Annotated in this window: 23 protein-coding genes; 11 read left to right on the top strand and 12 right to left on the bottom strand. The window is 72.2% G+C overall.

Going from position 1 to position 26,118, the window contains the following annotated elements; translation table 11 throughout:
* Nucleotides 1–129: 129 nt before the first annotated feature.
* The 9 genes from WFJ17_RS09605 to WFJ17_RS09565 all read right to left on the bottom strand — a co-directional run bounded on the left by WFJ17_RS09605 (nt 130) and on the right by WFJ17_RS09565 (nt 12,055).
* Nucleotides 130–1,113, bottom strand: coding sequence for a YncE family protein (locus WFJ17_RS09605; RefSeq protein ID WP_336648280.1), 984 nt, complete (start codon nt 1,111–1,113; stop codon nt 130–132).
* 231 nt (nt 1,114–1,344) lie between these two features.
* Nucleotides 1,345–1,785: a hypothetical protein gene (locus tag WFJ17_RS09600; protein WP_251439307.1), complete on the bottom strand. Its 441-nt coding sequence runs from the start codon at nt 1,783–1,785 to the stop codon at nt 1,345–1,347.
* Nucleotides 1,782–2,246, bottom strand: coding sequence for a hypothetical protein (locus WFJ17_RS09595; RefSeq protein ID WP_251439309.1), 465 nt, complete (start codon nt 2,244–2,246; stop codon nt 1,782–1,784). The genes WFJ17_RS09600 and WFJ17_RS09595 overlap by 4 nt, the downstream gene beginning before the upstream one ends.
* Nucleotides 2,247–2,292: 46 nt before the next feature.
* On the bottom strand, nt 2,293–6,168 hold the full coding sequence (locus WFJ17_RS09590) for a LamG-like jellyroll fold domain-containing protein (protein ID WP_336648279.1): 3,876 nt from the start codon (nt 6,166–6,168) through the stop codon (nt 2,293–2,295).
* Between the two features lie 66 nt (nt 6,169–6,234).
* Nucleotides 6,235–8,427, bottom strand: a complete 2,193-nt coding sequence (locus WFJ17_RS09585; RefSeq protein ID WP_336648278.1) for an alkaline phosphatase family protein — start codon at nt 8,425–8,427, stop codon at nt 6,235–6,237.
* Between the two features lie 341 nt (nt 8,428–8,768).
* Nucleotides 8,769–9,509, bottom strand: a complete 741-nt coding sequence (locus WFJ17_RS09580; protein WP_251439320.1) for a GntR family transcriptional regulator — start codon at nt 9,507–9,509, stop codon at nt 8,769–8,771.
* A gap of 132 nt (nt 9,510–9,641) precedes the next feature.
* Nucleotides 9,642–9,983: an SHOCT domain-containing protein gene (locus WFJ17_RS09575; RefSeq protein WP_336648277.1), complete on the bottom strand. Its 342-nt coding sequence runs from the start codon at nt 9,981–9,983 to the stop codon at nt 9,642–9,644.
* A gap of 198 nt (nt 9,984–10,181) precedes the next feature.
* Entirely contained in the window at nt 10,182–10,844 is a 663-nt protein-coding gene (locus tag WFJ17_RS09570) for a response regulator (RefSeq protein ID WP_251439323.1), read from the bottom strand.
* A complete protein-coding gene (locus WFJ17_RS09565; RefSeq protein ID WP_336648276.1) occupies nt 10,841–12,055 on the bottom strand; it encodes a sensor histidine kinase in 1,215 nt (404 codons plus the stop codon). The genes WFJ17_RS09570 and WFJ17_RS09565 overlap by 4 nt, the downstream gene beginning before the upstream one ends.
* 142 nt (nt 12,056–12,197) lie before the next feature.
* On the opposite strand from WFJ17_RS09565, the gene WFJ17_RS09560 reads away from it, so the two are divergent.
* Complete coding sequence (locus tag WFJ17_RS09560; RefSeq protein WP_336629934.1) at nt 12,198–13,214, top strand: extracellular catalytic domain type 1 short-chain-length polyhydroxyalkanoate depolymerase; 1,017 nt, start codon at nt 12,198–12,200, stop codon at nt 13,212–13,214.
* Nucleotides 13,215–13,236: 22 nt separating this feature from the next.
* Here WFJ17_RS09560 and WFJ17_RS09555 read toward each other — a convergent pair whose 3' ends face one another.
* Nucleotides 13,237–13,428 carry a hypothetical protein gene (locus WFJ17_RS09555; RefSeq protein ID WP_045249567.1) on the bottom strand — a complete coding sequence of 64 codons (192 nt, stop codon included), beginning with the start codon at nt 13,426–13,428 and terminating at the stop codon, nt 13,237–13,239.
* A gap of 243 nt (nt 13,429–13,671) precedes the next feature.
* On the opposite strand from WFJ17_RS09555, the gene WFJ17_RS09550 reads away from it, so the two are divergent.
* The 6 genes from WFJ17_RS09550 to WFJ17_RS09525 all read left to right on the top strand — a co-directional run bounded on the left by WFJ17_RS09550 (nt 13,672) and on the right by WFJ17_RS09525 (nt 19,070).
* The gene (locus tag WFJ17_RS09550) at nt 13,672–14,070 is read left to right on the top strand and encodes a RidA family protein (protein WP_251439329.1); all 399 of its coding nucleotides are present in this window, start codon (nt 13,672–13,674) and stop codon (nt 14,068–14,070) included.
* A 132-nt stretch (nt 14,071–14,202) separates the two neighbouring features.
* Nucleotides 14,203–15,153 (top strand): ABC transporter ATP-binding protein, encoded by a 951-nt coding sequence (locus tag WFJ17_RS09545; RefSeq protein WP_251439331.1) that lies wholly within the window; start codon nt 14,203–14,205, stop codon nt 15,151–15,153.
* Nucleotides 15,154–15,155: 2 nt separating this feature from the next.
* A complete protein-coding gene (locus tag WFJ17_RS09540) occupies nt 15,156–15,974 on the top strand; it encodes an ABC transporter permease (protein ID WP_251439333.1) in 819 nt (272 codons plus the stop codon).
* Between the two features lies 1 nt (nt 15,975).
* Complete coding sequence (locus tag WFJ17_RS09535; protein WP_336648275.1) at nt 15,976–17,220, top strand: sensor histidine kinase; 1,245 nt, start codon at nt 15,976–15,978, stop codon at nt 17,218–17,220.
* Nucleotides 17,217–17,849, top strand: a complete 633-nt coding sequence (locus WFJ17_RS09530) for a response regulator transcription factor (protein WP_336648274.1) — start codon at nt 17,217–17,219, stop codon at nt 17,847–17,849. The genes WFJ17_RS09535 and WFJ17_RS09530 overlap by 4 nt, the downstream gene beginning before the upstream one ends.
* Nucleotides 17,850–17,903: 54 nt before the next feature.
* Nucleotides 17,904–19,070 carry a polysaccharide deacetylase family protein gene (locus WFJ17_RS09525; RefSeq protein ID WP_295034084.1) on the top strand — a complete coding sequence of 389 codons (1,167 nt, stop codon included), beginning with the start codon at nt 17,904–17,906 and terminating at the stop codon, nt 19,068–19,070.
* An 84-nt stretch (nt 19,071–19,154) separates the two neighbouring features.
* Here WFJ17_RS09525 and WFJ17_RS09520 read toward each other — a convergent pair whose 3' ends face one another.
* Nucleotides 19,155–20,324 carry a glycosyltransferase family 2 protein gene (locus tag WFJ17_RS09520; protein WP_336648273.1) on the bottom strand — a complete coding sequence of 390 codons (1,170 nt, stop codon included), beginning with the start codon at nt 20,322–20,324 and terminating at the stop codon, nt 19,155–19,157.
* A gap of 169 nt (nt 20,325–20,493) precedes the next feature.
* On the opposite strand from WFJ17_RS09520, the gene WFJ17_RS09515 reads away from it, so the two are divergent.
* From WFJ17_RS09515 to WFJ17_RS09505, 3 genes are all read left to right on the top strand, one after another.
* Nucleotides 20,494–20,757: a glutaredoxin family protein gene (locus WFJ17_RS09515; RefSeq protein WP_251439342.1), complete on the top strand. Its 264-nt coding sequence runs from the start codon at nt 20,494–20,496 to the stop codon at nt 20,755–20,757.
* Between the two features lie 64 nt (nt 20,758–20,821).
* Nucleotides 20,822–22,219, top strand: coding sequence for an MFS transporter (locus tag WFJ17_RS09510; protein WP_336648272.1), 1,398 nt, complete (start codon nt 20,822–20,824; stop codon nt 22,217–22,219).
* Between the two features lie 26 nt (nt 22,220–22,245).
* Nucleotides 22,246–23,970, top strand: a complete 1,725-nt coding sequence (locus tag WFJ17_RS09505) for an aldehyde dehydrogenase family protein (protein ID WP_251439344.1) — start codon at nt 22,246–22,248, stop codon at nt 23,968–23,970.
* Between the two features lie 156 nt (nt 23,971–24,126).
* Here WFJ17_RS09505 and ypfJ read toward each other — a convergent pair whose 3' ends face one another.
* The gene (gene ypfJ / locus WFJ17_RS09500; RefSeq protein WP_295034082.1) at nt 24,127–25,017 is read right to left on the bottom strand and encodes a KPN_02809 family neutral zinc metallopeptidase; all 891 of its coding nucleotides are present in this window, start codon (nt 25,015–25,017) and stop codon (nt 24,127–24,129) included.
* Nucleotides 25,018–25,102: 85 nt separating this feature from the next.
* Between ypfJ and WFJ17_RS09495 the strand changes: the two genes are divergently transcribed.
* A complete protein-coding gene (locus tag WFJ17_RS09495) occupies nt 25,103–26,095 on the top strand; it encodes a malate dehydrogenase (RefSeq protein ID WP_336648271.1) in 993 nt (330 codons plus the stop codon).
* The last annotated feature ends 23 nt before the right edge of the window (nt 26,096–26,118 follow it).

Below are 26,118 nucleotides of genomic sequence, written 5' to 3'. Positions count from 1 at the left end.
CGCGTGGTCTCGACACGTGCGCGGAGGCAAATCGGGTAGCGCAAGTAGTGTGTAATACATTACTTACGAGAGACGAGTTTGGTATACAAATTTGGGGAAGTCAAGGGTTTTGCGCCCCTCGATCCCCGCTCACGCCGCAGCGATCAGGACGCCCATCTGCGGGCGGCCGGGCACGGCGATCTCGGAGACGGCGAGCGACTCCAGATCGACGATCGCGAGACCGTCCCACGGCCCCCGGCTGGTGGATCCCCCGGTCAGGATCGCCTTGCGCCTGCCGTCGGGCGCATCCAGCCACTCCACGACGTTCTCGTGGCCCTTCTCGAGGGGAAGCACCGTCTCTTCACCGGATCCGAGGTCGCGGATCGTGAGGCTCGGCCCCTTCGTCGCGCCGCCGATCGCACCGACGCCGACCACCAGCAGCCGTCCGTCCGTCGTCAGACCGACGCCGTGCTGGTGGGAGTCGGCGGTCATCGCCCGCGTCTCGTAGGTGCGCGTGCCGGGCGAGTACACCACGAGCCCCTGTCCCTGGTAGGGCAGGTAGAGCGTGCCGTCCTCGGCGACCGCGGCGTAGTGCGGCTTGTAGTGGGACATCAGGCCGCCCTCGGTGCCGAAGGGAGCGATCTCCGCGCTCGTCACGACGTGCTCCGGGAGGCGGATGGTGTTGAGCGTGAAGGAGTCGTGATCGATCGTGTACACCTCGTCTCCGGCCGGTGAGATCTGCACATCGAACGGTCGCAGCCCGACCTCGAAGGAGTCCGTGAAGGCCTCGGCCGCAGTGTCGAAGCGCTCCACGACCGAGTTCCGGCCGGCGCGCGTGACGGCGACGTAGACGGCGGATCCGTCCGGCGTCACGACGACGCCCGTCCCGCCCGGGCGCTCCTCGCCGTACTCGACCACCGTCGGCTGCGCGAGGTACGGCACGAGCGCGATCCGCTCGCGGACGTCGAGGTCGACGACGGCGAGCCCCACCGCGGTGCTGACGTAGGCCCGCCGCGACCCCTCGTGCACGGCGACCGCCCAGGGCGCCTCCCCCACGACGACCTCGGACTCCACCGGCGATCCGGGATCGGTGAGATCGACGAATGCGATCCTGTCGCTGTGACTCTCCGTCACCACGAACGTCGTTCCGTGGCCGGGCCTGCTGGTGCTGATCACCCTGTGTACTCGCTTCCTCCGGAGGTCCCGGATCGACTCGTCACCGGCGCGTGCGCCGAGGCTCAGCCGCCCTCACGAGTCCGATCACGCGACCTCCGCACACGCCGGCGACGGGCGTGGGCCCGTCGTTCCGAGTGATGCCGAAATGGTATGCCATTCTCGATGTGGGATACAACCGTCGGAGTCTGCTCAGGATCCGGCGATGGTCACCGTCACGTCGGCGCTGACCTGTCCTGCGGCGACCCGCACGACGACAGGACCGGCGGCGGTCGCCTGCATCGCGAGCGATGTCGCGATCCCGTCGGAGTCCGTGCTCGAGCTCTCGAAGCCACCCGGATAGGATCCCGGCCCCGAGACGACCTCGAAGGTCGCACTGCGCGGGGCGATCGGCCGGCCGTCCTCGGTGATGCGCACGATGAGGTCGATCTCATCGCCGAGCCTCACGGCCTCGGTGGGGGCGACCACCGCGATCCGCACGCCCTTCCCGTCCGCTGCCGCCTTCCCGCCCTGCGGCGCGCTCTGCGCCGTCCCGGCGCCGGTGCAGCCGGCGAGCAGGGCCGTCGCCACGAGAGCCGTGGACAGGACGGCACCGACCCGGATCCGGATCCGAGCCCCGCGGACGGTTCTCACGCCACGACCAGCGTGATCGCGAAGTCCTTCGAGATCCCCGTCCCCTCCGCACTGATGCGCAGGACGAACGATCCGGCCTTCAGCGCGAAGAAGGGCAGGGCAAGCACGCCGGCGTCGAGGGGGACGATGACCCCGTCTCCGCCGGCATCCGCCAGGAGACTGGAGTCCCAGCCGGCGATCCCCGTCGCGCCGAGCATCCTCGCGGTCCAGTTCTGCGGGATGGATCCGGTGCCGGTCGCCGTCACGTAGAACGCGTCGGAGGAGCTGTCCGGACCCCCGACCGGGACCGTCATGGTCAGCGCATCGTCCGAGGCGCCCAGCAGCTCGAGGACGACCTCTCCGGATGCAGCGGCGCGCGGGGCGGCGACCGCGACCGCGATCACGGGGACCGACCAGGCTCCGGCGACGAGCATCCGGCGCCGGGTGAGCATGCGGGCGGGGTGCGGGGTCGATTCGGTCATCGTTGCGTCTCCTGTCCGAGGGGATTCGGCTGCTGCTGCGGGCGGGTCATCGGGCGGCGTCGTAGGCGGCGGTCACGGTGCGCTGCCCCGCGGGTCCGGACACCGTCACGGTGACGGAGCCCGCGGGCAGGGAGGGCAGCGGCGTGGTGAACGCCGCGTCGATCCTGGCTCCGGCGGCGACCGCCGGGAAGGTCCGCGTGCCGTACTTCGTGACGACCTTGACGTCGGCGGCGGTCGAGGACGTGTTGGTCACCGTCACCGTGAGGGTGGTCTTCGTCCCGGCGATCGCCGCCTTCGCCGACGCGTCCGCGCCGAGCGTCGGGGCCGGATCCACGACGGTGATCTCCGGGAGGGTCACCGAGCGGTCGCCGAGCCGGGCGCTGATCGTCGCCGTGCCCGCTGCCCCGGCCGTCGCGGTCGGCGCGAGTGCGATGCCCCCCGCGTCGGTGGTCGCGGTCGCCGTGGTCGCGGCCCCGAAGGTCGCCCCCTGCGCGGTGAACGTCACCGTCAGGCCGGCCACGGGGTTGCCGTCGGCGTCGACCGCCTTCGCCCCGACGCCGGTGAAGGCGGTGCCGCTTTGCACGGTCCTCGCCGTGCCGAGGGCGAGCAGATCGGCGACAGCCCCCGCGGTCGCGGCGGCCAGCCGCAGCCCGGAGACCGGGCCGGTCACGCCCTGGTCGGTCGCCCGGTACTCGACGAGCGCGGCCGCCGTGCCCGGCACCGCGAACGGTGCCGCATAAGGCTGCCAGGCGCCCCCGTCGATGCGGTACTCGATGCCCGTCGATCCCGCCGGGACCGTGTGCAGCGTCACCGTGCGCCCCGAAGCCGCCGCGACCACCGCGGGCAGGGAGGAGGGATCCGGTGCGGCTTTGCCGATCGTGAACGACGCCACGACGGCGCGGTGGTTGCTCGCCCAGGCGTTGCGGAGCACGGCGGTCGACGAGGGCCAGCCGGCCACGACCGTGTTGGCCCCGAGCACCTGCAGCGCGGATCCGGCGTAGTGCACGGTGTCGATGCGGTCCTGCGGCTCGTCGGCGCCGGAGGGCGCCTTCACGACGATCGGAGACCAGGTGCTCCCCGGGTCGGCGACGGGGTCGGGGTTCGCGGTGCGGTACGCGTCCGCGAGCCCGGCCTGCGCGAGGCGGGCGGGAACGGGCCAGTCCACGGCGCCGACGCCGCAGTGGGCGGCGGCGGTCGCGGCGGTCCAGTCGGCGCCCGACGGGGACTCCAGGTCGGAGAGCACGACCACCGGGGTCGCGCCCGAGGTCTCCTGTCCGATCGCCGTCGCGAGCGCATCGACCTGCGCGTACCGGATGCTGCCGCGCTCCGCGGCGACGAGCGTCACAGGGTCGGCGACCCCGCCGAGGCAGGCCGCCTCGGGCCCGTACCCGGTGCGGTCGAGCCCCATGGTCCAGACGCGGACCTTCCGTCCGAGCACGTCGACGGTCGCCCCCATGCCCGGCTGATCGCCGACCACGGTGCGCGCGCTGAGCGGGTGCGGCGAGATCAGGCCGACGCCGCCGGGACCCTCGAGCGCGTTCCAGCCGAGCGCCTTCGCGAGGGCCGTCGCGGCGGTGCCGCCGTCCTGCTGCACCCCGATCACGTCGAAGCCGTTCTCAGCGATCACGGCGAGGTTCTTGAGCATCGCGTCGTTGACGTGCCCGCCCGCGTCCCAGAGGTTCCAGGTCACCGCGTCGAAGGGCGCCGCGGCGTCGGCCGTGATCACCGGGACCTCGACCTCGATGCGGGCGGTGGTCGTGCCGTCCGTCGCCTCGACGGTGAGGGAGCCCGGGTCGGCGGGCGCCGTCGCCGGTGCGGTGCCGGTCACGACGCCCTGGGCGTCGACGTTCAGCCAGTCATCCCCCTCGACCTTCGTGTAGGAGGTCACGGATCCGCCGTTCCAGAGGCCCGCGACGGACTGCGAGACCGCTGCCCCGGCGCGCACGGAAGACGCCCGCAGCACGCCCGACACGAAGCCGCGGGCGACGGTGGACCCGTCGGTCACGACGTCGCCGGAGTGGGTCGCGGTGTAGTCGTTCTGGACCTGCGCGGCGGAGATCGCGCGGTCGTAGAAGTCGAAGGTGTCGATCGCGGCGTTCACGAAGCCGTCGCCGTCGTCGAGCAGCGACCCCTCGGCGCCGACCCGGAAGGGATAGCCGCTGACCAGGGAGAACCCGGATCCGAGGCTCGTGCTCTGCGCGGTCTGCTCGCCGTCGACATAGGTCGTCATGGTGCCCGCCGCGCGGTCGACGACGACCGCGACGTGGTGCCAGGCTCCGATGACCGAGGTGCGGCTGGCGTCGGCGAGGTAGTTCTGCGTCGTCGAGGTGCCGTTCTGCCCGAAGCACCCGCGCAGGATCCCCGGGCTGCCGGCGGTGTTGTAGAGCGTCGCGCCGCGGTTGTAGCAGTGCCGGAAGTCCTGGTTGGAGACGAGGGGCGAGTCGGAGCTCGACGAGGCCTCCTTCAGCCAGAACGCGTACGAGAAGCTTCCGGATCCGTCGGTGCGACCCGGAACGAGCGGCAGCGAGAAGAAGTTCACGCCGCGCGTGCTGCCGTCCGGGGCGTTGACGTACGCCGCCTTGCCGGACGTCCCGGCGACGTACGACGGCGTCCCCGACCAGGTCGCGTCGTTGCCGCGGCCGGAGGAGTCGGGGATCGCGGTGCCGTCGCCCGTCTCGAAGTCGTAGGAGGCGAATGGAGCTACGGTGTCGCCGGGGGCGCGCAGCCGGCTCCAGATCGCGGAGAGCGTCACCGTGGTGTTCGCGCGGACCGTGACGTCAGCCACCGACTGCTCGTCGGCGTAGACGACCTGGCCCTTCGCGCTCAGCGCCCAGCCCTGGAACTGGTAGCCGGGGCGGACGAACGCGTTGGCCGGGAGGGTCGCGGACTTCCCGATCGTGAGGGTCTGCGCGGGCATCGCCCCGGAGGCGGCGCCGTTGCCGTCGAAGGCCACGGTGTAGGTGCCCGAGTCGGGCTTGAGCGCCGAGTAGTCGTCGGCGACCTGGACGGCGGGCAGCACCGCGTTGTAGAACCGCAGGTCGTCGATCGCCGCGTTCACGTAGCCGTCGCTGACGTCCTTCTCGCTGCCGCTGAACCCGCCGATGTTGAACGCGAACCCGCCCTTCAGGTTCGTGGAGGCCGTCACCTCGCCCGCCGCCGAGCGCTTGGTCTCGACCCCGTCCGTGTAGACGATGATGACGTTCGCCGTGCGGTCGACGGTCACGGCGACGTGGTGCCAGGATCCGGCGATGTTCGGGGAGGCGTTGTTGAGGTAGCGCTTGGTGCCTCCGGCCGTCGTGCCCCAGCACGCCTGCAGCACGCCCTGCGTGTTCTGGTTGTAGAGCGTGAGGCCCGCGTTGTTGCAGGAGGCGAAGTCCTGGTTGCTCATGAGCGTTCCGTACGACGTGCGGCTCTGCTCCGACATCCAGAACTCGTAGGAGAAGCTCCCGGATCCGTCGGTCTTGCCCGCCACCAGCGGCAGCTTCACGTAGTTCGTGCCGAGGCCGATCGTCGCCGCGGACCCGGAGACGCCCGGGCGGTATCCCGGCGATCCGACCCAGGTCGCGTCGTTGCCGTTGCCCGAGACGTCCTTCACCGTGGATCCGCTGTCGGCGTCGAAGGCGTACGCCGCGACCGGGGCGATCGCCCCCGGCACCGCGGCGCGCACAGCCGGAGCGGGCGCGGCCGGTGGCGCGGTCGTGACGGGCGGCTGCGGCGCCGGGTCGGACGACGGTGCGGTCGGCGCCGGCGACGAGGAGGCGGGCGGCGTGCTCGCGGACGGATCAGGGGCGGACGTCGCCGACGGGGCGGGTGCCGGGTCGGCGACGGCGGCCGGCGTCGCGGCCAGCGTCGAGACGACGAGGGCGGCGCCCACGACGGCGGTGAGGGCGAAGCGGCGCAGGCGCCGGCGCGGGACGGTCATGCGGGACTCCATCGGATCGGGTGCTGCGGTGTTCGGGACTCGGTGCGGTGCGCGGCGGCGACGCGGTCAGGCCGGCAGCTGCGCGACGCGACCCGCGTAGCGGTGCCGCCAGCCGGTGTTCGCGTCGGCGGTGATGACGACGTCGTAGTAGCCCTCGTCGGTGGGCCAGGTGATCTTCTCCGTGCCGCCCGGCTTCACCCAGATGCGCTGGGCGGTGCCGGCGTGGTCGTTCGGCACGAGGCTGTAGTGCACCGGCTGACGCCCGTCGTTGCGCAGCGCGATCTGCACCGTCGGCGTCGCGCCGGGGAGGAGATCGACGTCGACGCGGGGCACTCCCGCGCCGTTCTGCCCGGCCGGGACGACCGTGCCGGCGTGCGAGCGGACGAATCCGTCCGGACCGTAGACCGAGAACGCGTAGCGGCCGTCCTGCGCGGTCGCGTCCCACACGTGCGCCGCGGGCTTGGCCGCCGACACCGTGTAGGGCGTGTTCGCGAACGGGAGGTACTTGTCCGGGAAGGCCTGCAGGCTCACCGCCTTGCCGGCGGGGCCGCCCACGAGGCTCAGCTGCACGCTGACCTTCCCCGTCTTGCGGTCCTCCACGAACACGCCGTGCGGGTGGTACGACAGCGGACGGTGCTTGAGCGGGGTGCTCGACCACTTGTCGGCCGGCGGCACCTGGGTGCCGATCGTGCCGCCCGCGCGGGCGATCTGCACGAGCGCGTCGGTGTCGGGCAGGGACGGCACGTCGATCACGGGGTGCGCGAAGTCCATCGCGCTCGTGAGGTCGCCGCTGATGCCCCGGCGCCATGCCGTGATCGTGGTCGACAGCGCCGGGGTGCCGATCGCGGTCGTCCACGTCTCCAGGAACCGGATGAGCGAGGTGTGGTCGAACGTCTCGGTGCCGACCCAGCCGCCACGCGTCCACGGCGAGACGAGGATGGTCGGGATCCGGGCTCCGTAGCCGATGGGGGTGGATCCGTTGTACTCGCCCGGGGTGCCCGGCTCGGCGAACGGCGGCAGCACGTGGTCGAAGTACCCGTCGTTCTCGTCGAACGTCATGATGAGCAGCGTGCTCTTCCAGATGTCCGGGTTGCTCTGCAGCGTCTGGATCACGCGGTTCGAGAAGTGCGCGCCGTGCTCGGGGTTCGCCGAGGGGTGCTCGGACCAGCTGTACGGCGCGACGATCCAGGAGACCTGCGGCAGCGGGTACTGCGCGCCGGGCTTGCACGCGGCGATGAAGTCTTTCAGCACCCCGTTGAGGTTGGCGTCGCTGTCGTTGTTGACGACGCCGGTCGACGCGTAGGGCGCGGATCCCGCACGCCACACCAGACCCGTGCCGGCCGCGTTCTTCGTGGCGTCGTTGCGGTTCGCCGTGTCCTGCGCGGACGAGCCAGAGGTCGTGAAGGCGTTGAAGCCGCGGATCGGGTTGTCGGTGTAGTCGCCGACCCAGCTGGATCCGTTGTTCGTGTTGTCGACGTAGATCCGCCACGACACGCCCGCGGCCTGCAGCGCCTCGGGGTAGGTCTGCCAGGCGCGGTTGCCGTTGGACTCGCCGCCGTTGTCGACGACGCCGCCCGACGTGCCGGTCCACGCGTAGAGGCGGTTCGGCGTGGTCGGGCCCATGACCGAGCAGTGCCAGTTGTCGCAGATCGTGTAGGCGCTCGCGAGCGAGTACTGCCAGGGGATCTCCTCGCCGGAGACGTAGTGCATGGTGTTGGCGCCCTTGGCCCCGACCCAGTTGTTGTAGCGTCCGCCGGCCCAGGCCGACGTGCCGCCCGAGTACGAGTGGTCCAGGCCCGTGGTCGTGCCCGCGACCGTGGTCACGCGGCTGGGCTTCACGAAGGAGGATCCCTGCGGCTGGGAGAAGACGTCCGTGCCGTTGGGGAACCGCAGCGCCTGCTTGTCGTCGAAACCGCGCACGCCGGGGAGCGCACCGTAGTAGTGGTCGAACGAGCGGTTCTCCTGCATGAGGATCACGACGTGCTTGATGTCGGTGATGTCGCCCGAGAAGCCCTCGGGCAGGGCATAGGCGCGCGCGGCGCCCGCGGCGAGCGCTCCGCGGCCCGCGCCGGTCGCCGCCGAGGCGGAGGAGGTCGCGGCCCCGGCGCCGATCCCCGCACCCACGGCGGCGGCCCCGCCCAGCAGGCCGAGCGCGCGCAGCATGCCGCGGCGGGTCAGCCCCGACCGGAGGACCTCGTCGGGGACGGTCCGCGGGCGGTCGTAGGGGTCCGGGGTGAACGGGACGGGCTCGCTGGACATGGACGCTCCTCGGGACGGCGGGTGGGCGACCGGATCGGTGCCGACCTCGAGGACAGCAAGCGGAGGGGAACGGCGGGTGAACGCGGGAGGACGAACCGGTGGCATCGGGCCGGGATGCCCCGGATCCGGCCGCCGAGCGTGCACACTGGGCTGTCTCCGCCCCTCCCCCCGGGTCGTCGAGCGACAACGGCGCAACCCGCCCCTCCCCCGGGGTCGTTGAGCGAGGACGGCTCAGCCGCCCGAGACGAAACGCGCCGCCCCACCGGGCCGCCCCTCCCCCCGGGGTCGTTGAGCGAGGACGGCGCAGCCGCCCGAGACGAAACGCGCCGCCCGCCCTGAGCTCAGAGCGCGGTGCGGACCGTCTGCCCCGCCTCGATCTCGAACGCAATCGCCCCCGCGCGGTAGCGGTCCACGCCGAGCTCCACGAGCCGTCCCTCGCGCGTCGTCGTGGTGCGGCCCACCTGCAGCAGCGGACTCGAGCGCCGCACGCCGAGCAGCGCCGCGTCCTCGGTCGTCGCGGCGGCCGCCTCGATCCGATGGTTCGTCGAGGCGACGCGGATCCCGGCCTCGGCGAGCGCGGCCGTGGTCGAGCGCACGTCGTCCGGCATCAGGGTGACGACCTCGGCGACCCACGGCGCCCAGACCGATCGCTCGATCATGACCGGCAGCCCGTCCAGCGTGCGCAGCCGCACGAAACGGTGCAGCGGCGCGCCGAGCCGGATCCGGAACAGCTGGGCCTCACGCGCGTCGGCGGGCCCGACGGTGCGGGACGTGATCGTGCCGCCCGGCGTGCGCCCGCCCTCGCTCGCCCACTCGGTGAACGACTGCATCCGCGCGAAGCCCTGCGTCTGATGCGCGGCCTGCACGATCCAGCCGCCGCGCGGCCGCGAGACCACGAGCGACAGCCGGGCGAGCCGGGCGAGCGCCCCGCGGATCACGCTGCGGGTCGTGCCGTACTCGACGCTCAGCGCCGCCTCGCTGGGGAGGCGCGTGCCGGCGGCGAACCCGCCCTCGGCGATCCGCCGGCGCAGGTCCGCGGAGATCTGCGCGGTGCGCGAGCCCTCGCGGCCTCCCTCGGTCACGGCGCGCCTGCGGACGCGAGCGAAGAGGTCGACCGGGGCATGCCCCCCATTCTCGCGCACGCGCACCGGTGGCCCGCCGCGCACAGGCACGACGGGCCACCGGTCACCGGGATCCCGCCCGGGGCGCCGGGCTCAGGCCTCCGGCCGGTTCGCGCGCAGCACCTCGAGCCGCGCTCGGTACTCGGTCTCGTCGACCTCGCCCTTGGCGAAGCGATCGGCGAGGATCTGCTCGGCCGTGCGGCTCTGCGCGGATCCCGCCCACGGCGCGGTCGCGCCCGGCGTGCCCGGCGTGCCCGGGGCGCCGTGCCAGCCCCAGGGCCCGGGGCCGCCCCAGCGACGGCGACGCACCAGGATCGCGACGAGGAGGCCCACGATGACGAGGAACATCAGGGGGCCGATGATGAAGACGGGCCAGAAGGGGTGGAAGCCCAGGTGTCCGGGATGCGCGGCGGCGGCCGCGACGGTTGCGATCATGAGTGACCATCCTTGGATCGGTTCGGCCGCATCTCGACCGATGGATCCAGCCTCGCGATCTGCGCGCTCCGCCGAATCCGGCCCCGGGAGTGATTCGACGTGCTCCCCCGGGAGTACCGCCCCCCTGTTCGATTCGTCCCCCTGAGCACGAGCCATAGGCCGTGCTCAGGGGGACGACTCGATCGTGGGGAGAGGGGGCTACTGCCAGCCGGGGGCGACGAGGCCGGTCTCGTAGGCGAGGACGACGAGGTGCACCCGATCCCTCGCGTGCAGCTTCGCCATGATCCGCGACACGTGCGTCTTCGCGGTGAGCGGGCTGAGGAACAGGCGTGCCGCGATCTCGTCGTTCGTGAGCCCCTGCCCGACCAGGCGCAGCACCTCGCGCTCACGCTCCGTGATGCCGTCGAGCGCCCGCTGGTCGGGCGCATCGCGCAGCCCGACGGTGAGCCGTTCGAGCAGACGCCGGGTGACGCCCGGGGAGAGCAGCGCGTCCCCCGCGGCGACCACGCGCACGGCGCGCACGAGATCGGCCGGCTCGGTGTCCTTCACGAGGAAGCCGGCGGCGCCGGCGCGCACCGCCCGCACCACGTACTCGTCGAGCTCGAACGTCGTCACGATCACGACGTGCACGTCGGCGAGAGCCGGATCCGCGGCGATCTGCTCGGTGGCCCACAGCCCGTCGCCGTCCGGCATGCGGATGTCCATCAGCACGACGTCCACGGGCGTCTCGCGGATCCTCCGCAGCAGCTCCTGCCCGCCCGACGCCTCCGCGACGACCTCGATGCCGTCCTCCGCGTCCAGCAGCGCGCGGAACCCCGCCCGCACGAGCAGCTGATCGTCGGCCAGCGCGACCCGGATCACGAGGCCCTCCCCCACGGCAGCGTCGCGACGACGCGCGCCCCGCCGTCCGGGCCGTCGCCGACCTCCACGACGCCGCCGAGGAGCGCCGCGCGCTCGCGCATGCCCAGTACGCCGCCGTGCCCCGAGGCGCCCGGATCCGCGCCGCCGAAGCCGCGCCCGTCGTCGGCCACCGTCACGACGAGCGCCGGATCCGCACCCTCCCGCCGTTCCAGGATCACGCTCACGTGGGCGGCCTGGGCGTGCCGGACCGCGTTCGTCAGCGCCTCCTGCACGATGCGATAGGCCGCGAACTGGGTCGCGCGGCTCGGCGCAGTGCCGCCGAGGCGGTCGTCCAGCGCGATCTCCAGGCCCGGCGTGGTGAGTCCCGCGATGAGCCGCGGCAGCTCGGCGAGCTCGGCCTGGGGCACGAGCGGCGCCTCGCCGTCGCGGAGCACGCCGAGCACGCCCCGCACCTCCTCCAGCGCGAGCTTCGAGGTGTCCTTCACGTTCTGCAGCGCCGCGCGCGCCTGCTCGGGGTCGCGGTCGAACAGGTGCAGCCCGACGCTGGCCTGCACGTTCATCTGCGACAGCGCATGCCCCAGCACGTCGTGCAGCTCCCGGGCGATGCGCACCCGCTCACGCTCCTCGGCGCTGCGCCGGCGCCGCTGCGCATCCGCCCGCAGCTCCGCCACCCGGGCGCCGCGGACGCGCACGAAGGCGCCGATCGCGAAGCTCGCCGCGAGCGCGGCCGTGGCCGCCACGATGAGGCCCGGATGCCAGACCCGCCCGATGCTCACGCCGATCAGGATCGCCGCCGCCCAGCCGGTGGCCACGGAGACCGCGGCCCAGATCACCGCCCCGCGGGCGACCGCGATCGCGATCGCGAACGCGAGGGCGAGGTAGGGCGGGCCGGCGACCGGCGCGGTGAGCACGTCCAGCAGTGCCAGCCCCGAGACGAGCGCGACCGTCGGACCCGGGAATCGCCGGGCCGCGAGCAGCGCGAGCGGCCCGGCGACGGCGAGGACGAGGTGCAGGACGATCCGCCAGCGCAACCCATGACCCGGGAGATGGGCCGCGATCCATGCGTTCGCCGGCACCTGGACGAGCAGGCTCAGCACCACCGGTGCGATCAGCCCCACCCGGGCCGGCGGGCCCGCCGGGATCCGCCCCGTGTCCGGGCCGAACCACGCCGTCGACGCCCTCGGCATGTCTTCGGGCGGCTGATCGGGCATCCTCCGATGCTAATCGCGCCGCCGCGGAGGCGGATCCGCCCGCGGGGTACCGCACGCGTACTCCCGGAGGAGTAGTCCGCCGCTTCAGTTCGCACCCGGGGGAGGACGAGGCGGACCGGATCCCGCGGCTACGCTCGGCGGCATGCTCCGGTCCCGCGTCCTCATCGCGCTCGGCGCCGTCGCCGCGCTGGCCCTTCTCGGCGGCGCCGCGGCGGCCGGGCTCCTCGGGCACCCGGGCGGCGCCGGGCCCCGGACCGGCTCGGCGTCGCCCTCGCCGTCACCCGTCGCGCCTGCCGCGCCCTCCGGCACCGGGACGCCCGCCCCTGTGCCGGGAGCCTCCGGCTCGGAGGAGTTCACCCTCGTCTCGGGCGGCATCGCGCGCACCTACCGCGTGCACACGCCCGCGGGGCTGCCGCCCGAGGCTCCGCTCGTGGTGATGCTGCACGGCGGCGGGGGCAGCGCGGCGGTCGCGGAGCAGTACTACGGCTGGGATCAGGAGGCCGACCGGGAGAAGTTCGTAGTCGCCTACCCCGACGGTCTCGGCCCCGTCGAACCGGCCTGGAACACCGGAGGCGGTTGCTGCGGCTACCCCGCTCGGAACGACATCGACGACGTCCGCTTCATCCAGGACATGGTCGCCGCGATCGGATCCCGGATCCCCCTCGACGACCGGCGGATCTACGCCGCCGGGATCAGCAACGGCGGAATCATGGCCTACACGCTGGCGTGCCGGACCGATCTGTTCGCCGCGATCGGCCCCGACTCGGCGACGATGCTCGGAACCTGCGAGACCCCCGCTCCGACCTCGGTGATCCACATCCACGGCCTGCAGGACACCACGATCCCTTTCGACGGCGGGACGGGCACGGGGCCGGCCGCGATCGACGGACCGCCGGTCCCCGCGGTGATCGACCAGTGGCGCGTCGTCGATCGATGCGCCCCGGCGACCTCGACGACGGCCGGGGTCGTCACCACCGCGGTCGGCACGTGCGCGGAGGGCCGGGCCGTGGAGCTGGTGACGATCGCCGACGGGGGGCACGGCTGGCCGGGCTCGCCGGTCAAGGCCGGCCGCTCCACCGCGGGCGGGAATCAGCCGTCGGAGGCGCTCGACGCGACCGGCACGATCTGGCGGTTCTTCGCCGCGCACCCGAAGCCCTGAGCCTGATGCGCGGTGGTGGGGCTCAGTTCTCCCAGGAGCGGCTGCGCTTGGTGGCGCCGCCCGGCTCGCGCATCATGTACGCGAGAGCGAGGCTGATCGCCAGGATGCCCGCGACGAAGACGGGACCCTGCCATGCGGGCAGGCCGGGGGCGATGCCCAGCAGCACGAATCCGCCGAGGAACAGAATTCCGAACACGATGTAGTGAAGGATCACCGGGCAACCTCCTGTTGAGCCTCTCGAGTCTATCGCGCCGCGTCGGGCGGCCTCGACCCGCGGTCCGGATCCGGATCGGCGTCGCGCGTCCGCCCCGCGTCCGTCGCGAGGAATGCAGGATCCGCCGACGGATGCAGGAGCCAAGGACCGAATCCGTCCTGCAGAGGTCGCAGCATCCTGCATCCGTCGCGCACGACGTGGCGGGATCCGTGCAGTGTCGGCGCCCGCGGCTAGCCTCGCGCCATGAGCATCTCCTACCCCTCCGTGCCGGGCCTCGTGAACAGCCCCGGCTTCAGCCATGTCGCCGTGATCCCGCCCGGGTCCACGATGATCCACGTCGGCGGCCAGAACGGCGTCGACGAGTCCGGCGCGGTCGTCTCCGACGACGTGGCCGTGCAGTCCGCCCGCGCCCTCGACAACGCCGAGGCCGCCCTCGCCGCGGCCGGGGCGACGCTCGCCGACGTCATCGGCTGGACCGTGCTGATCCACCAGGACGCGGATCTGCGCGCCGCCTACGGCGCCGTCGGCCCCAAGCTCGCGCGGGACGGGGCTCCTCCGCTGGTCACCGCGGCGCGCGTCGCGGGGCTCGGCGTTCCCGGCGCGCTCATCGAGGTCAGCGCGATCGCGGCGCTCACCCCCTGAGCGGCCGGGCGACGGCGTCGCCGGACGTCCGCCCCGCGTTCCATGACGGATGTCATAGCCGATCCATGACATCGTTCATCGTGCGCCGTGCGCGCCGCGGAGCAGACTGGATCACATGAACGAGGCGACAACATGAGCGACACCCGGACGGCCCCCGCCGCCACCCGCACCCCCGCGACCCCTCCGGCCGCGATCGCCGCGCACGGCCTGACGAAGCGCTTCCGCGGCTTCACGGCCGTCGACGGCGTGGACATCGAGGTCGCGCAGGGAGAGGTCGTGGCCTTCCTCGGCCCGAACGGCGCCGGCAAGACCACCACGATCGACATGCTGCTCGGGCTCTCCCAGCCCGATGACGGCGAGGTGACCCTGTTCGGACTCTCCCCGCGCCAGGCGATCGGGCGCGGCCTGGTCTCCGCCGTCATGCAGACCGGCGGCCTGCTCAGCGACGTGACCGTGCGCGACACCATGAAGCTCACCGCGTCGCTGTTCGCCCACACGACCAGCATCGACGCCGCGCTGGAGCGGGCCGGAATCGCCGACATCGCCGACCGCAAGGTGCAGAAGTGCTCCGGCGGTCAGCAGCAGCGGCTGCGCTTCGCGATGGCGCTGGTGTCGGATCCGGGCCTCATCGTCCTCGACGAGCCGACCACCGGCATGGACGTGGAGGGCCGGCACTCGTTCTGGCAGGCGATCCACGCCGACGCCCAGCGCGGGCGCACGGTGCTCTTCGCGACGCACTACCTCGAAGAGGCCGACCAGTACGCCGACCGGATCATCCTGATCCGCCGGGGCCGCATCGTCGCCGACGGCACGACCGCCGAGATCAAGGCGATGGCCTCCGGCCGCACGGTCGAGGCCGAATGGGAGGACGCATCGGGATCCGGCCAGGCCGAGATCGCCGCCCTCGCCGGGGTCGACTCGGTCGAGGTGCGCGGTCCGCGCATCATCATCCGCGCCAACGACTCCGATGCGGTGGCCCGCCACCTGCTCACCCGCACCTCGGCCCACGACATCACCATCACCAGCCAGAACCTGGAGCAGGCCTTCCTCCAGCTCACCGGCGACGACACGGAAGGGGAATGACCGTGACCTCCGCCACCGAACGCCTGGACCGGATCGATCCGTCCTCCCGGCGCGTGCCGCCGATGGGCGGCTTCAGCCTCACCTTCCTCGGCGTCGAGCTCAAACGCCTGTTCCGCAATTCCAGCGTGGTCGTCTTCACGCTGATCTTCCCGATCGCCATGCTCGTGATGATCGGCCTGCCCAACAAGAACACGTCCATCTCGAGCGTGCCGGTCAGCCAGGGCGGGATGTCCGCCGCGGTGCCGATCATGATCTCGATGGCCGTCTACGGCGCGATGGTCGCGAGCACCATGACCGGCGTCTCCGTCGCCTCCGAGCGCGCCCAGGGCTGGAGCCGCCAGCTCCGCCTGACGCCACTGAACCCCGTCGTCTACATCCTGGTCAAGGTCGTGTGCGGCATGGTCCTCGGGGCGATCGCCGTGATCGTGACGCTGATCGTCGGCGCCGTGCTCGGCATCACCGCTCCGCTCGGGAACCTGATCGCCGCCGGCGCGCTGGCCTGGCTGAGCTCGCTCATGCTGACCAGCCTCGGCCTCGCCGTCGGCTACGCCTTCCCCGCGCAGAACGCGATGCGCTACCTCGGCCCGATCCTGCCGATCCTGAGCTTCATGGGCGGGCTGTTCGTACCTCTCGCGATCATGCCCGAGGCCGTGCAGATCGGCGCGAAGTTCACGCCGCTGTGGGGCATCGCGAACCTGTCGCAGTCGGCCGTGATCGGCGTCGCCCCCGACGGCTGGTCGGTGCCGAACCTCATCGTCTGGTTCCTCGTCTTCACGGGCCTCGCGGTGCTGATGTTCCGCCGGGACACCAAGCGCGTCTGACGTGACGGACGACGTCTGCGACGAGCAGGACGCCACGGCCTCGGCCGGGCGCCCTGCTCGTCACGGTTTCCCGCTGCGCCTCGGCATCGGCCAGGGCGGCTTCCTGGATGCGCCCTCGCTCGACGGCGCCACAGGGTGGCCCCGGCTGCGGCTGACCCTCGGCGCCCCCGGCGCGAAGCGGTGGTACCCCGGGGCGCTCATCAGCCAGCTGTTCATCATCGGGTTCATCCTGGTGCCCCTGCTCACCCAGCTCCCGGCCCCGGCGTCCTGGCTCTGGGGCCTCGGGGTGCTGGTCTACGGTGCGCTGTTCACCGTCTCCTTCCCGGCGGCGATGGCGCTGCCGAGCCCCTGGCGGTGGGTGCCGCCCGCCGTGCTGCTGCTGCTGTCGCTCCCGTTCCTCCTCGTGCTCGGACCCGACCTCTCGGGGCTGTGGACCTACGTCGCGGTCTCCGCGGCGATGTGCTTCGGCGGCGATCGCCGCGCGCTCCTGGCCGTCGTCGCGCTGGCGGCGGCCGCGTTCGTGCTCAACCTCGTCGACGGGGCCCTCCAGCCCTCGAGCACGCCGCCGTGGACGATGCCGCTCGTCATCCTCTCCATCGGAACGCTGATGGCGGCGTTCACCCGCAACCTGCAGACGCTCGCCGAGCTGCGGCGCACGCAGAAGGAGCTCGCCACCGTCGCCGTGGAGGAGGAGCGCAACCGCGTCGCGCGCGACATGCACGACATCCTCGGCCACTCGCTGTCGGCCATCGCGCTGAAGGCCGACCTCGCCGCCACGCTCTCGGAACGGGATCCCGCCGCCGCGTCGGCGGAGATCCGCGAGGTGCAGACCCTGGCCAGGGCCACGCTGAGCGACATGCGCGCCGTGGTCTCCGGGTACCGCCAGGTGCGGATCGCGAGCGAGCTCGCGTCGCTGCGCACGCTCCTGCCCGCCGCGGTGATCACCGCGCACCTGCCGACCACCACCGACGAGGTTCCGGAGCGCAACCGCGAGCTGTTCGGCTGGGCGCTGCGCGAGGCCGCGACGAACGTGATCCGCCACGCCGGAGCCGCCCACTGCTGGGTCGCGCTCGCCCCCGGACGCATCACGGTCGAGGATGACGGGGTCGGTCCCGGTGCGCACTCGCCGGCCGATCCGGGCGGCACGGGGCTGCACGGTCTCGCCGAGCGGGCCGCCGACGCCGGCGGCGCCCTGAGGATCGGCCGCTCCCGCCACGGCGGGTTCCTCCTGGAGGTCACCGCATGACGCACGACGCGAACGCTCCGGCGATCCGGATCCTGCTCGCCGACGATCAGGCTCTCGTGCGCGGAGCGCTCGCGACGCTGCTCGGCCTCGAGGACGACCTCGAGGTGATCGCGCAGGTGGGGCGCGGCGACGAGGTGCTGGCGGCCGCGCAGCAGCACCGCCCCGACATCGCCCTGCTCGACGTGGAGATGCCGGGCATCGACGGGCTCACCGCCGCCGCGCAGCTGCGGCAGGCGCTGCCCGACGTGCGGATCGTGATCGTCACGACCTTCGGCCGCGCGGGGTACCTGTCCCGCGCCCTCTCCGCCGGCGTCAGCGGCTACGTCGTCAAGGACACGCCGGCCTCCGAGCTGGCCGCGGTCGTGCGCCGGGTGATGCGCGGGGAGACGGTCATCGACGCCGCCCTCGCGACGGACGCGCTGACGGCCGGGCCGTCGCCGCTGACCCCGCGCGAGGCCGAGGTGCTCGCCGCCGCCCGGGACGGCGGGACCATCTCCGACGTGGCCCGCACCCTGCACCTGTCCGAGGGCACGACGAGGAACCATCTGTCCTCGGCGATGCAGAAGCTCGAGGCGCGCACCCGTGCCGATGCCGCGCGGATCGCGCAGGAGCGCGGCTGGCTGCTCTGACGCTCCCGACGCCGCTTCAGGTTCCGGACCCGGGGATCCCCTACACTCGGCACCATGTCCGGAGGCTCCCCCACTTCGTCGCGCTCTGCGCGCCCTTCGCCCGCGGTGATCCGCCGACGCCGCCTGATCGTCGGACTCATCGCCGTGCTCGCGATCGCGCTCGTCGCGGTCCTCGCGACGATCTCCGTGCGGGCGTTCTCCGGGGGCGGCCCGAAGGCCGAGGCCGCCGGCACCGCGTCCACGCCGACGCCGAAGCCGACGTCCACGCCGCTCACACCGGCCCAGCAGCTGCTGAAGACCGCCGCCGACCCCGCCACCGCGTGCGCGGTGTCGTTCGCGGGCGAAGGCATCACGCAGCCCCCGATGCTGCAGACGGAGGGCGTGCTGTACACCGGCCTGCCGATCCCGGAGCGTCCCGGCGCGGTGTTCGCCGGCTGGTACCCGACTCCGGAGACCGCCCAGACGCAGGTGCAGACCGACCGTGTGAACGGGTCGCAGCTGACCGCGTGCACCGATCATCAGCTCACGCTGCACGCCGCCTGGACCACGCCCGACCAGAACACCGCGACCGCGGCGAAGATCCCGATCCTGATGTACCACCAGTTCACGACCAAGCCCGAGGGCGAGGACAACTGGCTGCGCAACAACTACGTCTACATCGAGGACTTCAAGGCGCAGATGGACTACGTCGCGTCGCAGAGGTTCTATCTGCCGACCTGGGATGAGCTGAACGCGTTCATCGACGGCAAGCTCTTCCTGCCCCAGCACTCGCTCGTCATCACCGACGACGACGCGGATCCGACCTGGCTTCAGCTCGCCGTCCCGGTCGTCACCGAGCGGAAGCTGCTGACCACGTCGTTCGTGATCACCGGCGAGCGCAAGGACGGCTCGCCGTCGCCCTACGTGCTGCAGCGCTCGCACACGAACGACATGCACCGCGCCGGCGACAACGGCAAGGGCCGGATGGTGAACCTGTCCGCCGACGAGGTCGCGGCGGATCTGGAGGAGTCGGCGAAGGTGCTCGGCGCCAAGGAGGTCATCGCCTACCCCTACGGTCACTACAACGCGACCGCGGAGGAGGGCGTCACCAAGGCAGGGTTCCTGCTCGCCCGCACCATCGAGTTCGGCTACGTGAAGATCGGCACGAACAAGCTCGAGCTCCCGGTGGTCCGCATCAACTACGGCGACACCGTCCAGGGTCTCAAGGACAACATCGGCTGACGCCCCGAGGGGGCGGATCCGAGGGGGCGGGATCCGAGGCGGCTCGCCCGGCGGCGCCCCGAACGGGGGCCACCGGATCCAGGATCAGTCCGCGGCGGCCTCGGCCTCGAGGCGCACGCGCCGGCGCTCCTCGGCCTTGCGCTCCTGGCGCACCGACCGGCGCGGTGCGTAGACCACGAGGGAGTGGAACAGGAAGCGCACGAAGAACGCCGCGATCAGCGTGATCGCCGCCGCGAGGATGCTGGAGATGTGCCAGGTCTCGACCATGAGCGCCAGCACCGGGATCCGCACGGCCGCCTCGACGTTGTTGAACGTGAACGACTGGGCGAAGCGCACGCCGATGGCGGAGGCGTCGCCGCGCATGTCGTTGAAGACGTAGCGCTCCTGCAGGATGAAGTTGCCGATGATCGTCACCTCGGCCGCGATGATCGCCGCCCAGACGTACTCCACGCCGAGGTGGGTGAGCGCCCACATGATGACGAGGTTGGCGAGGGCGCCCACACCGCCGATGATCGCGAACAGCGACATCTTGCCGAAGCGCAACCGGGCCAGGTGCTTGAGGAACTCCATGCCCTGGACGAACGACGCCTTGGACTGCCCGTGCAGCCGCTCGCCGAACTCCATCGGCACCTCGGCGATGCGCACGTCGGAGCGCACCAGGATCTCCAGCAGGATCTTGAAGCCGTTGGGGCGCAGCGCCACCGGGTCGATGCGGCGACGGTCCACGAGGAAGTATCCCGTCATCGGATCCGAGGCGCCGGACAGCCGGATCGGGAACATCGCCTTGGTGAGCAGGGTCGCGCCGCGGGAGACGCCGACGCGCACCGCTCCGGCGAGACCGCCGTTGTCGCCGCCGCCGACGTAGCGGGAGGCGACCACGACGTCCGCATCCCCGTCCTCGAAGCGGTCGATCATGTCGGGCAGGAGCTCCGGCGGATGCTGCAGATCGCCGTCCATGACGATGCACACGTCGTAGGCGGCCGCGGAGATGCCCTCCACCACGGCGCCGCCGAGACCGCCCACGGGCTTCTCCCGGTGCAGGAGCCGCACGGGAACGGGAGCGTCGACGGCGATCCGGCGGATCACGTCAGGGGTGTCGTCCGAGCTGTCGTCCACGAACAGGATCTCGACGTCGCGGTCCGAGACGGCGGCGGAGACGCGGGAGACGAGGGCCGCGATGTTGTCGCGCTCGTTGTAGGTCGGAATGATGACCGTGGCACCGGGGATGCGCTCCCCTGCCGACATGTCGCCCATGCCCCTCCTCCGATCGCTGACTCGCCATGATCCCACGGGAAACCATGCAGAACCTGCGCGTTTCCCGTCAGCCACCCTGCCCGCTCCAGGCTAACGGGAGGTGAAGTCCCCCGTCTCGGCGATCCTCCCGGCCGAGCCCTCATCCCCGGATCCGCCGTACCCTGGAATCATGACCGCCCCCGTCTCTGACACGATCACCCTGTTCGGCGCCGACTGGTGCCGTGACTGCATCCGCACGAAGAAGCAGCTCGACGAGCTCGGCATCGAGTACACCTACGTCGATCTCGTCGAGGATCCTGCGGCCGCGGACGTCGCCAAGGAGATCTCCGGCCGCACCAACATCCCGGTGGTCGTGTACCCCGACTCCTCGCATCACGTCGAGCCGTCCAACGCCGACGTCGAGGCGAAGCTGCGCGAGCTGTCCCTGATCTGACTCCCTCCGGTGCACGCGGAGCGGGCCTGATCCGGCCGCCGCGCGCGCCGATACACTGACGCGCATGAGCATCGCCGCTCGCGCCGAACGAGCCCCCACGCGCCTTCCCGCCCGCACCGTCGCCCGCTATGCCGCGGGCTCCCTGGGAACGGGCGGGTTCGCGACGCTGCCCGGCCTGGTGCTCGCCTACTTCCTCACCGACAACCTCGGCGTGGCGGCGATCCTCGCCGGCACGATCGTGACCCTCGCGAAGATCTGGGACGTCGTGATCGACCCGGTGATCGGCGCCTGGTCCGACCGCAGTCTCATCCGCACGGGCAGCCGCAAGCGCTTCATGCTCATCGGCGCCTTCACCCTGCCGGTGTTCTTCGCGCTCACCTTCGCGGTGCCGCCGGTGTTCGGCCCCGTCGCCGGCGTCATCTGCGTGCTGATCGCCTTCCTGGCGACCGCCACCGCGTTCAGCCTGTTCCAGGTGCCGTACATCGCCCTGCCCGCCGAGCTCACGTCGAGCTACGACGAACGCACCCGGCTGCTCAGCTGGCGGGTGATCGCGCTCACCGTCACGATCCTGCTCTTCGGCGGCGGCGGCCCCGAACTGCGCCGCCTCACCGGCGACCCCGTCACGGGCTATCTCGTGATGGGGATCGTCGCCGGCGTCGTGATCGGCGTCGGAATGCTCATCGCCGCGCGCACGGCGGACGACGCGGTGGCCGCCCCCGCCGCGGTCGAGCACGTCGGCATTCGCGCCCAGTACGCCGCGGGGTTCGCCGCGGTGCGCCGCTCGCAGCCGTTCCGCGCCCTGCTCGGCACCTATCTGCTGCAGGCCCTCGCCACGGGCACGATGCTCGCGGGCGCCCAGTACGTGGCGACCTGGGTGATGCGCTCCGAGAGCGCGGTGACGCTCCTGTTCGTCGCCCTCGTCGCCCCGGCCGTCATCGCGACGCCGGTGTGGGAGCGGGTGTCGCGCCGGATCGGCAAGGAGCGCGCCTTCCGGATCGCCTCGCTGATGTTCCTCGTCGCGTCGGCGTCGATCGTCCTCGCCCTGTGGGCTCCCGGATCCTGGATCTACCTCTCGGTCGCCGTCGCGGGCATCGCCTATGCGGGAATGCAGGCGCTCCCGATGGCGATGCTCCCCGACGTGATCTCGCACGACGAGCGCGACAGCGGACCGGGCCACGCGGGCACGTTCACGGGGATGTGGACCGCCTCGGAGACGGTCGGCTTCGCGCTCGGGACGACGATCGTCTCGGTCGTCCTCGCGATCACCGGCTACGTCTCGCGCACAGCCGGCGACGCATCCGCCCTCGCCCAGCCGGCGAGCGCGGTCGCCGGCATCGTCGTGATCTTCAGCATCGTGCCGGCGGCGCTGATGCTGCTGAGCCTGTTCACCCTGGCCCGGTACGGGCTGCGTCGCGGGGACATCGACGGTGAGACTCCGTCTCACGCCGAGCGCGTACCCTGAGACCAGACCGCGCCGAAGGAGATCCGATGCCCGACACCCTCGCCGACGACGTCCGCGCCCCGATCGAGGAGGACATCGCGGCCCTGCGCAAGGGATCCGCGGCCTGGTCCGCCCTGACCGTGAGCCAGCGCGTGACGCTGCTGCGCGGCGTGCGCCGCACCGTCGCGGCGACCGCGCGCACCTGGGCCCGCACCGCGGTGCGCTCGAAGCAGCTGACGGACGATCATCCGCTCCGCGGCGAGGAGTGGCTGAGCGGTCCGTATGCGACGCTCGGCGCGGTGGACGCGTACATCGAGACGCTCGACCGCATCGCGACCGGCCGCAACCCGCTGGACGGCCTCACCGTCGACCGGACGGCGAGCGGTCAGACCCGCGTGCACTCCTTCCCGCTCGAAGGCATCGACAAGCTGCTGCTCTCGGGCTTCACGGGCGAGGTGTGGCTCGCCCCCGGCGTCACGCCGGGGGACGCCCGGTCCCGCGCCGGCCTCGCCCAGCGCTCGCCCGAGGCCACGGACGGCGGCATCGGCCTCGTGCTCGGCGCCGGCAACATCACCTCGATCCCGGTGCTCGACGTGCTGTACGAGCTGCTGGCGCACGACCGCGTCGTGCTGCTCAAGGTCAACCCCACGCAGGACGCCCTGGTGCCGGTCTTCGAGAGGGCGCTCGCGCCGCTGATCGCCCCCGGCTTCCTCCGGATCGTGCGCGGCGGCGCCGACGTCGGGACGTACCTCACCGCAAACGACGCGTTCGCGCACGTGCACATCACCGGATCCGCGCCGACCTTCGACGCGATCGTGTGGGGCACGGGCGCCCAGGGCAAGCGCCGCAGGCGCGAGAACCGGCCGCGGCTGAAGAAGCCGATCACCGCCGAGCTCGGCGGGGTCTCGCCGATCATCGTCGTGCCGGGCGACTGGAGCGACGAGGACCTGCGCTTCCAGGCCGAGCACGTCGCGACGATGCGGCTGCAGAACGCCGGGCACAACTGCATCGCCGGTCAGGTCGTGCTCCTCTCCCGCGACTGGGCGCAGAAGGATCAGTTCCTCATCGAGCTGCGCCGCGCGTATGCGATCGCCCCCGAGCGGCCGATCTGGTACCCGCGCTCGGACGAGCGCATGGCTCAGGCGGAGCAGTCGTATCCCGACGCGCTCGTGCTCGCCGACCGTCTCCTGGTCGAGATCGGAGACGGCGACGACGCCACCGCACTGGAGCAGACCGAGTACTTCGCCCCGGTGCTGGGGGTGGAGCAGCTGCCCGGCACCGGACAGGCGTTCCTGGATGCCGCCGTCGCGCATGCGAACGAGAAGCTGCAGGGCACCCTCGGCGCGAACGTGCTGATCGATCCGGCCACCGAGGCATCGCTCGGCGCGGGCTTCGAGCGGGCGATCACGGCGCTGCACTACGGCTCCATCGCGATCAACACGTGGACCGCCTTCGGCTTCATCACCCCGACCGTGACCTGGGGCGCGTTCCCCGGCAACACGATCGCGGACGTCGGCAGCGGGATCGGCGTCGTGCACAACGCCCTGCTGCTCGCCGACGTGGAGCGCTCCGTGGTGCGCGGCCCGTTCCGGCCTTTCCCGCGGTCGGCGTCGATCGTGCGCGACGGCGGCCGGTTCACGATCCTGCCGAAGCCGCCGTGGTTTGCCTCGTCGCGCACGGCCGCCGAGGTCAGCGAGGGGCTGACCCGGTTCCGCGCGCAGGGCGGCGTGCTCGCACTCGTGCGCACGCTCGTCCAGGCGATGCGCGCGTAGCGCGAGGAGGCCCCGCCTCTCTCCCCATGGACGTTGAGTGAGGACGCGCGCAGCGCGACCGAGACGAAACGCGGTGACCTCGCGAGAGCGCCGCGTTTCGTCTCGCTGCGCTCGCTCAACGACCCCGGAAGAGAGAAGGAACGACAGGATTCGCGGCTACGGCGTGGCCACCGCGAAGGTGTCGCACTTGCCGAGACCGTACTTGTAGCCGGTCGCGAACCACTTGTCCCGCTGGTCGCTGGATCCGTGCGTCCAGCTCTCCGGGTTGGTGTAGCCCGCGGACTGCTGCTGGATGTGATCGTCGCCGACCGCCGCGGCCGCGTTCAGCGCGTCCTTGATCTGCGCATCGGTCGGCGTCTTCATGTACGCGACGCCGTTCTTGTCCTTCTCCTGCGTCATGTCGGCGATGAAAGCGCCCGCATAGCAGTCGGCCTGCAGCTCGGTGCGCACCCCGTTGCTCGTGGGCCCCGTGCCGTTGTTCGGGTACTTGTCCATCGTGCCGGTGATGTTCTGGATGTGATGCCCGTACTCGTGCGCCACGACGTAGACCTGGGCGAGGTCGCCGGCCTCCGCGCCGAACTGCTGCTTGAGCAGCTGGAAGAACGTGGGGTCGATGTAGACGGTCTGATCCGACGGGCAGTAGAACGGGCCGACGTCGTTGGAGGCGGTGCCGCAGGGGGTGGACGTCGAGCCCTCGACGTTGACCTGCCCCGGCTCGACGTAGCCCTTGACGTGCTTCGCCCAGTAGTCGTTGAGCACCAGCGACACTGCGGCGACACGGCAGTCGACGCTGTTGTTGGCGTCGGTGCCGGTGTTGCAGCTCTGCACCGATCCCTCGGTGGATCCGTCCCCCTGCTGCTGGCTCTGCGAGGTTCCGGTCGCGCCCCCGAGGAGGCCGGAGAGGTCGACCCCGGTGAAGGCGCTGATGAGCAGCACCACGACGGCGCCGAGCCCGACCACGCCGCCGCCGGCGATCGCGGCCGTGCGGCCGCCGCTGCGCCGCTTGACCTTGTTGTCCGAGACATCGGCATCCGGGTTGAACGTCATGAGCACAGTTTTCCACGGTCCATGGCCCGACGGCGAGGCATAGGCTCGCACTGAGCGTCGCGCCAGCGACCGAAGGGAGCCGAAAGTGACCACCACGGTGACTCTGACCGGGGCCGGCGGGCAGATCGGCTACGCGCTGCTGTTCCGGATCGCGGCGGGCGACATGCTCGGCCCGGACGAGAAGGTGCGGCTGCGGCTGCTGGAGATCCCCGCGGGGATCGCCGCCGCGGAGGGCGCGGCCCTCGAGCTGCAGGACGGCGCTTTCGGTCTGCTCGAGCACGTCGAGGTGACCGACGACCCGGCCGTGGGCTTCGACGGCGCCGACCACGCGCTGCTCGTGGGGGCGCGCCCGCGGGGCCCGGGCATGGAGCGCGGCGATCTGCTCGCCGCCAACGGATCGATCTTCGGCCCGCAGGGCGCGGCGATCGCCGCGCACGCCGCACCCGGGGTGCGCGTCACGGTCGTGGGCAACCCCGCCAACACCAACGCCCTCATCGCCGCGGCGGCCGCCGACGGCGTGCCCGCGGAGCGGTTCAGCGCGCTCACCCGCCTCGACGAGAACCGCGCGCGCGGTCAGCTCGCCGCGGCTCTGAACGCCCCCGTGGCCGACATCGCCGGGGTCACCATCTGGGGCAACCACTCCGCGACGCAGTTCCCCGACGTCGCGCACGCCACGGTCGCCGGACGCCCGGTCTGGGACGCCCTGGCCGAGCAGACCGGCGACGTGCGCGCCTGGCTCGACAGCACGTTCATCCCGCGCGTCGCGAAGCGCGGCGCCGAGATCATCCAGGTGCGGGGATCGTCCTCGGTGGCGTCGGCGGCGAACGCGACGATCGACCACGTGCGCGACGGTGCGCTCGGCACCGGCGAACGCCGCACGAGCGCCGCCGTCGTCTCGCACGGCGAGTACGGCGTCCCGGAGGGGCTGATCAGCTCCTTCCCGGTGCGCGCGGTCGACGGCGCGTGGCAGATCGTCGAGGGTCTGGACCCGGACGACTGGGCGCGGGAGCGCATCGACCGCTCGGTCGCCGAGCTCGTCGAGGAGCGGGACGCCGTGCGCGCACTCGGGCTGATCTGACCCGGCGAGACCGCCGCGCTCCG

The organism is Microbacterium sp. MMO-10 (assembly GCF_037148715.1).
Taxonomy (GTDB): Bacteria; Actinomycetota; Actinomycetes; order Actinomycetales; family Microbacteriaceae; genus Microbacterium.
Note: the sequence above shows the minus strand (reverse complement) of the source record. Positions and strands in the feature narration are given on the sequence as shown.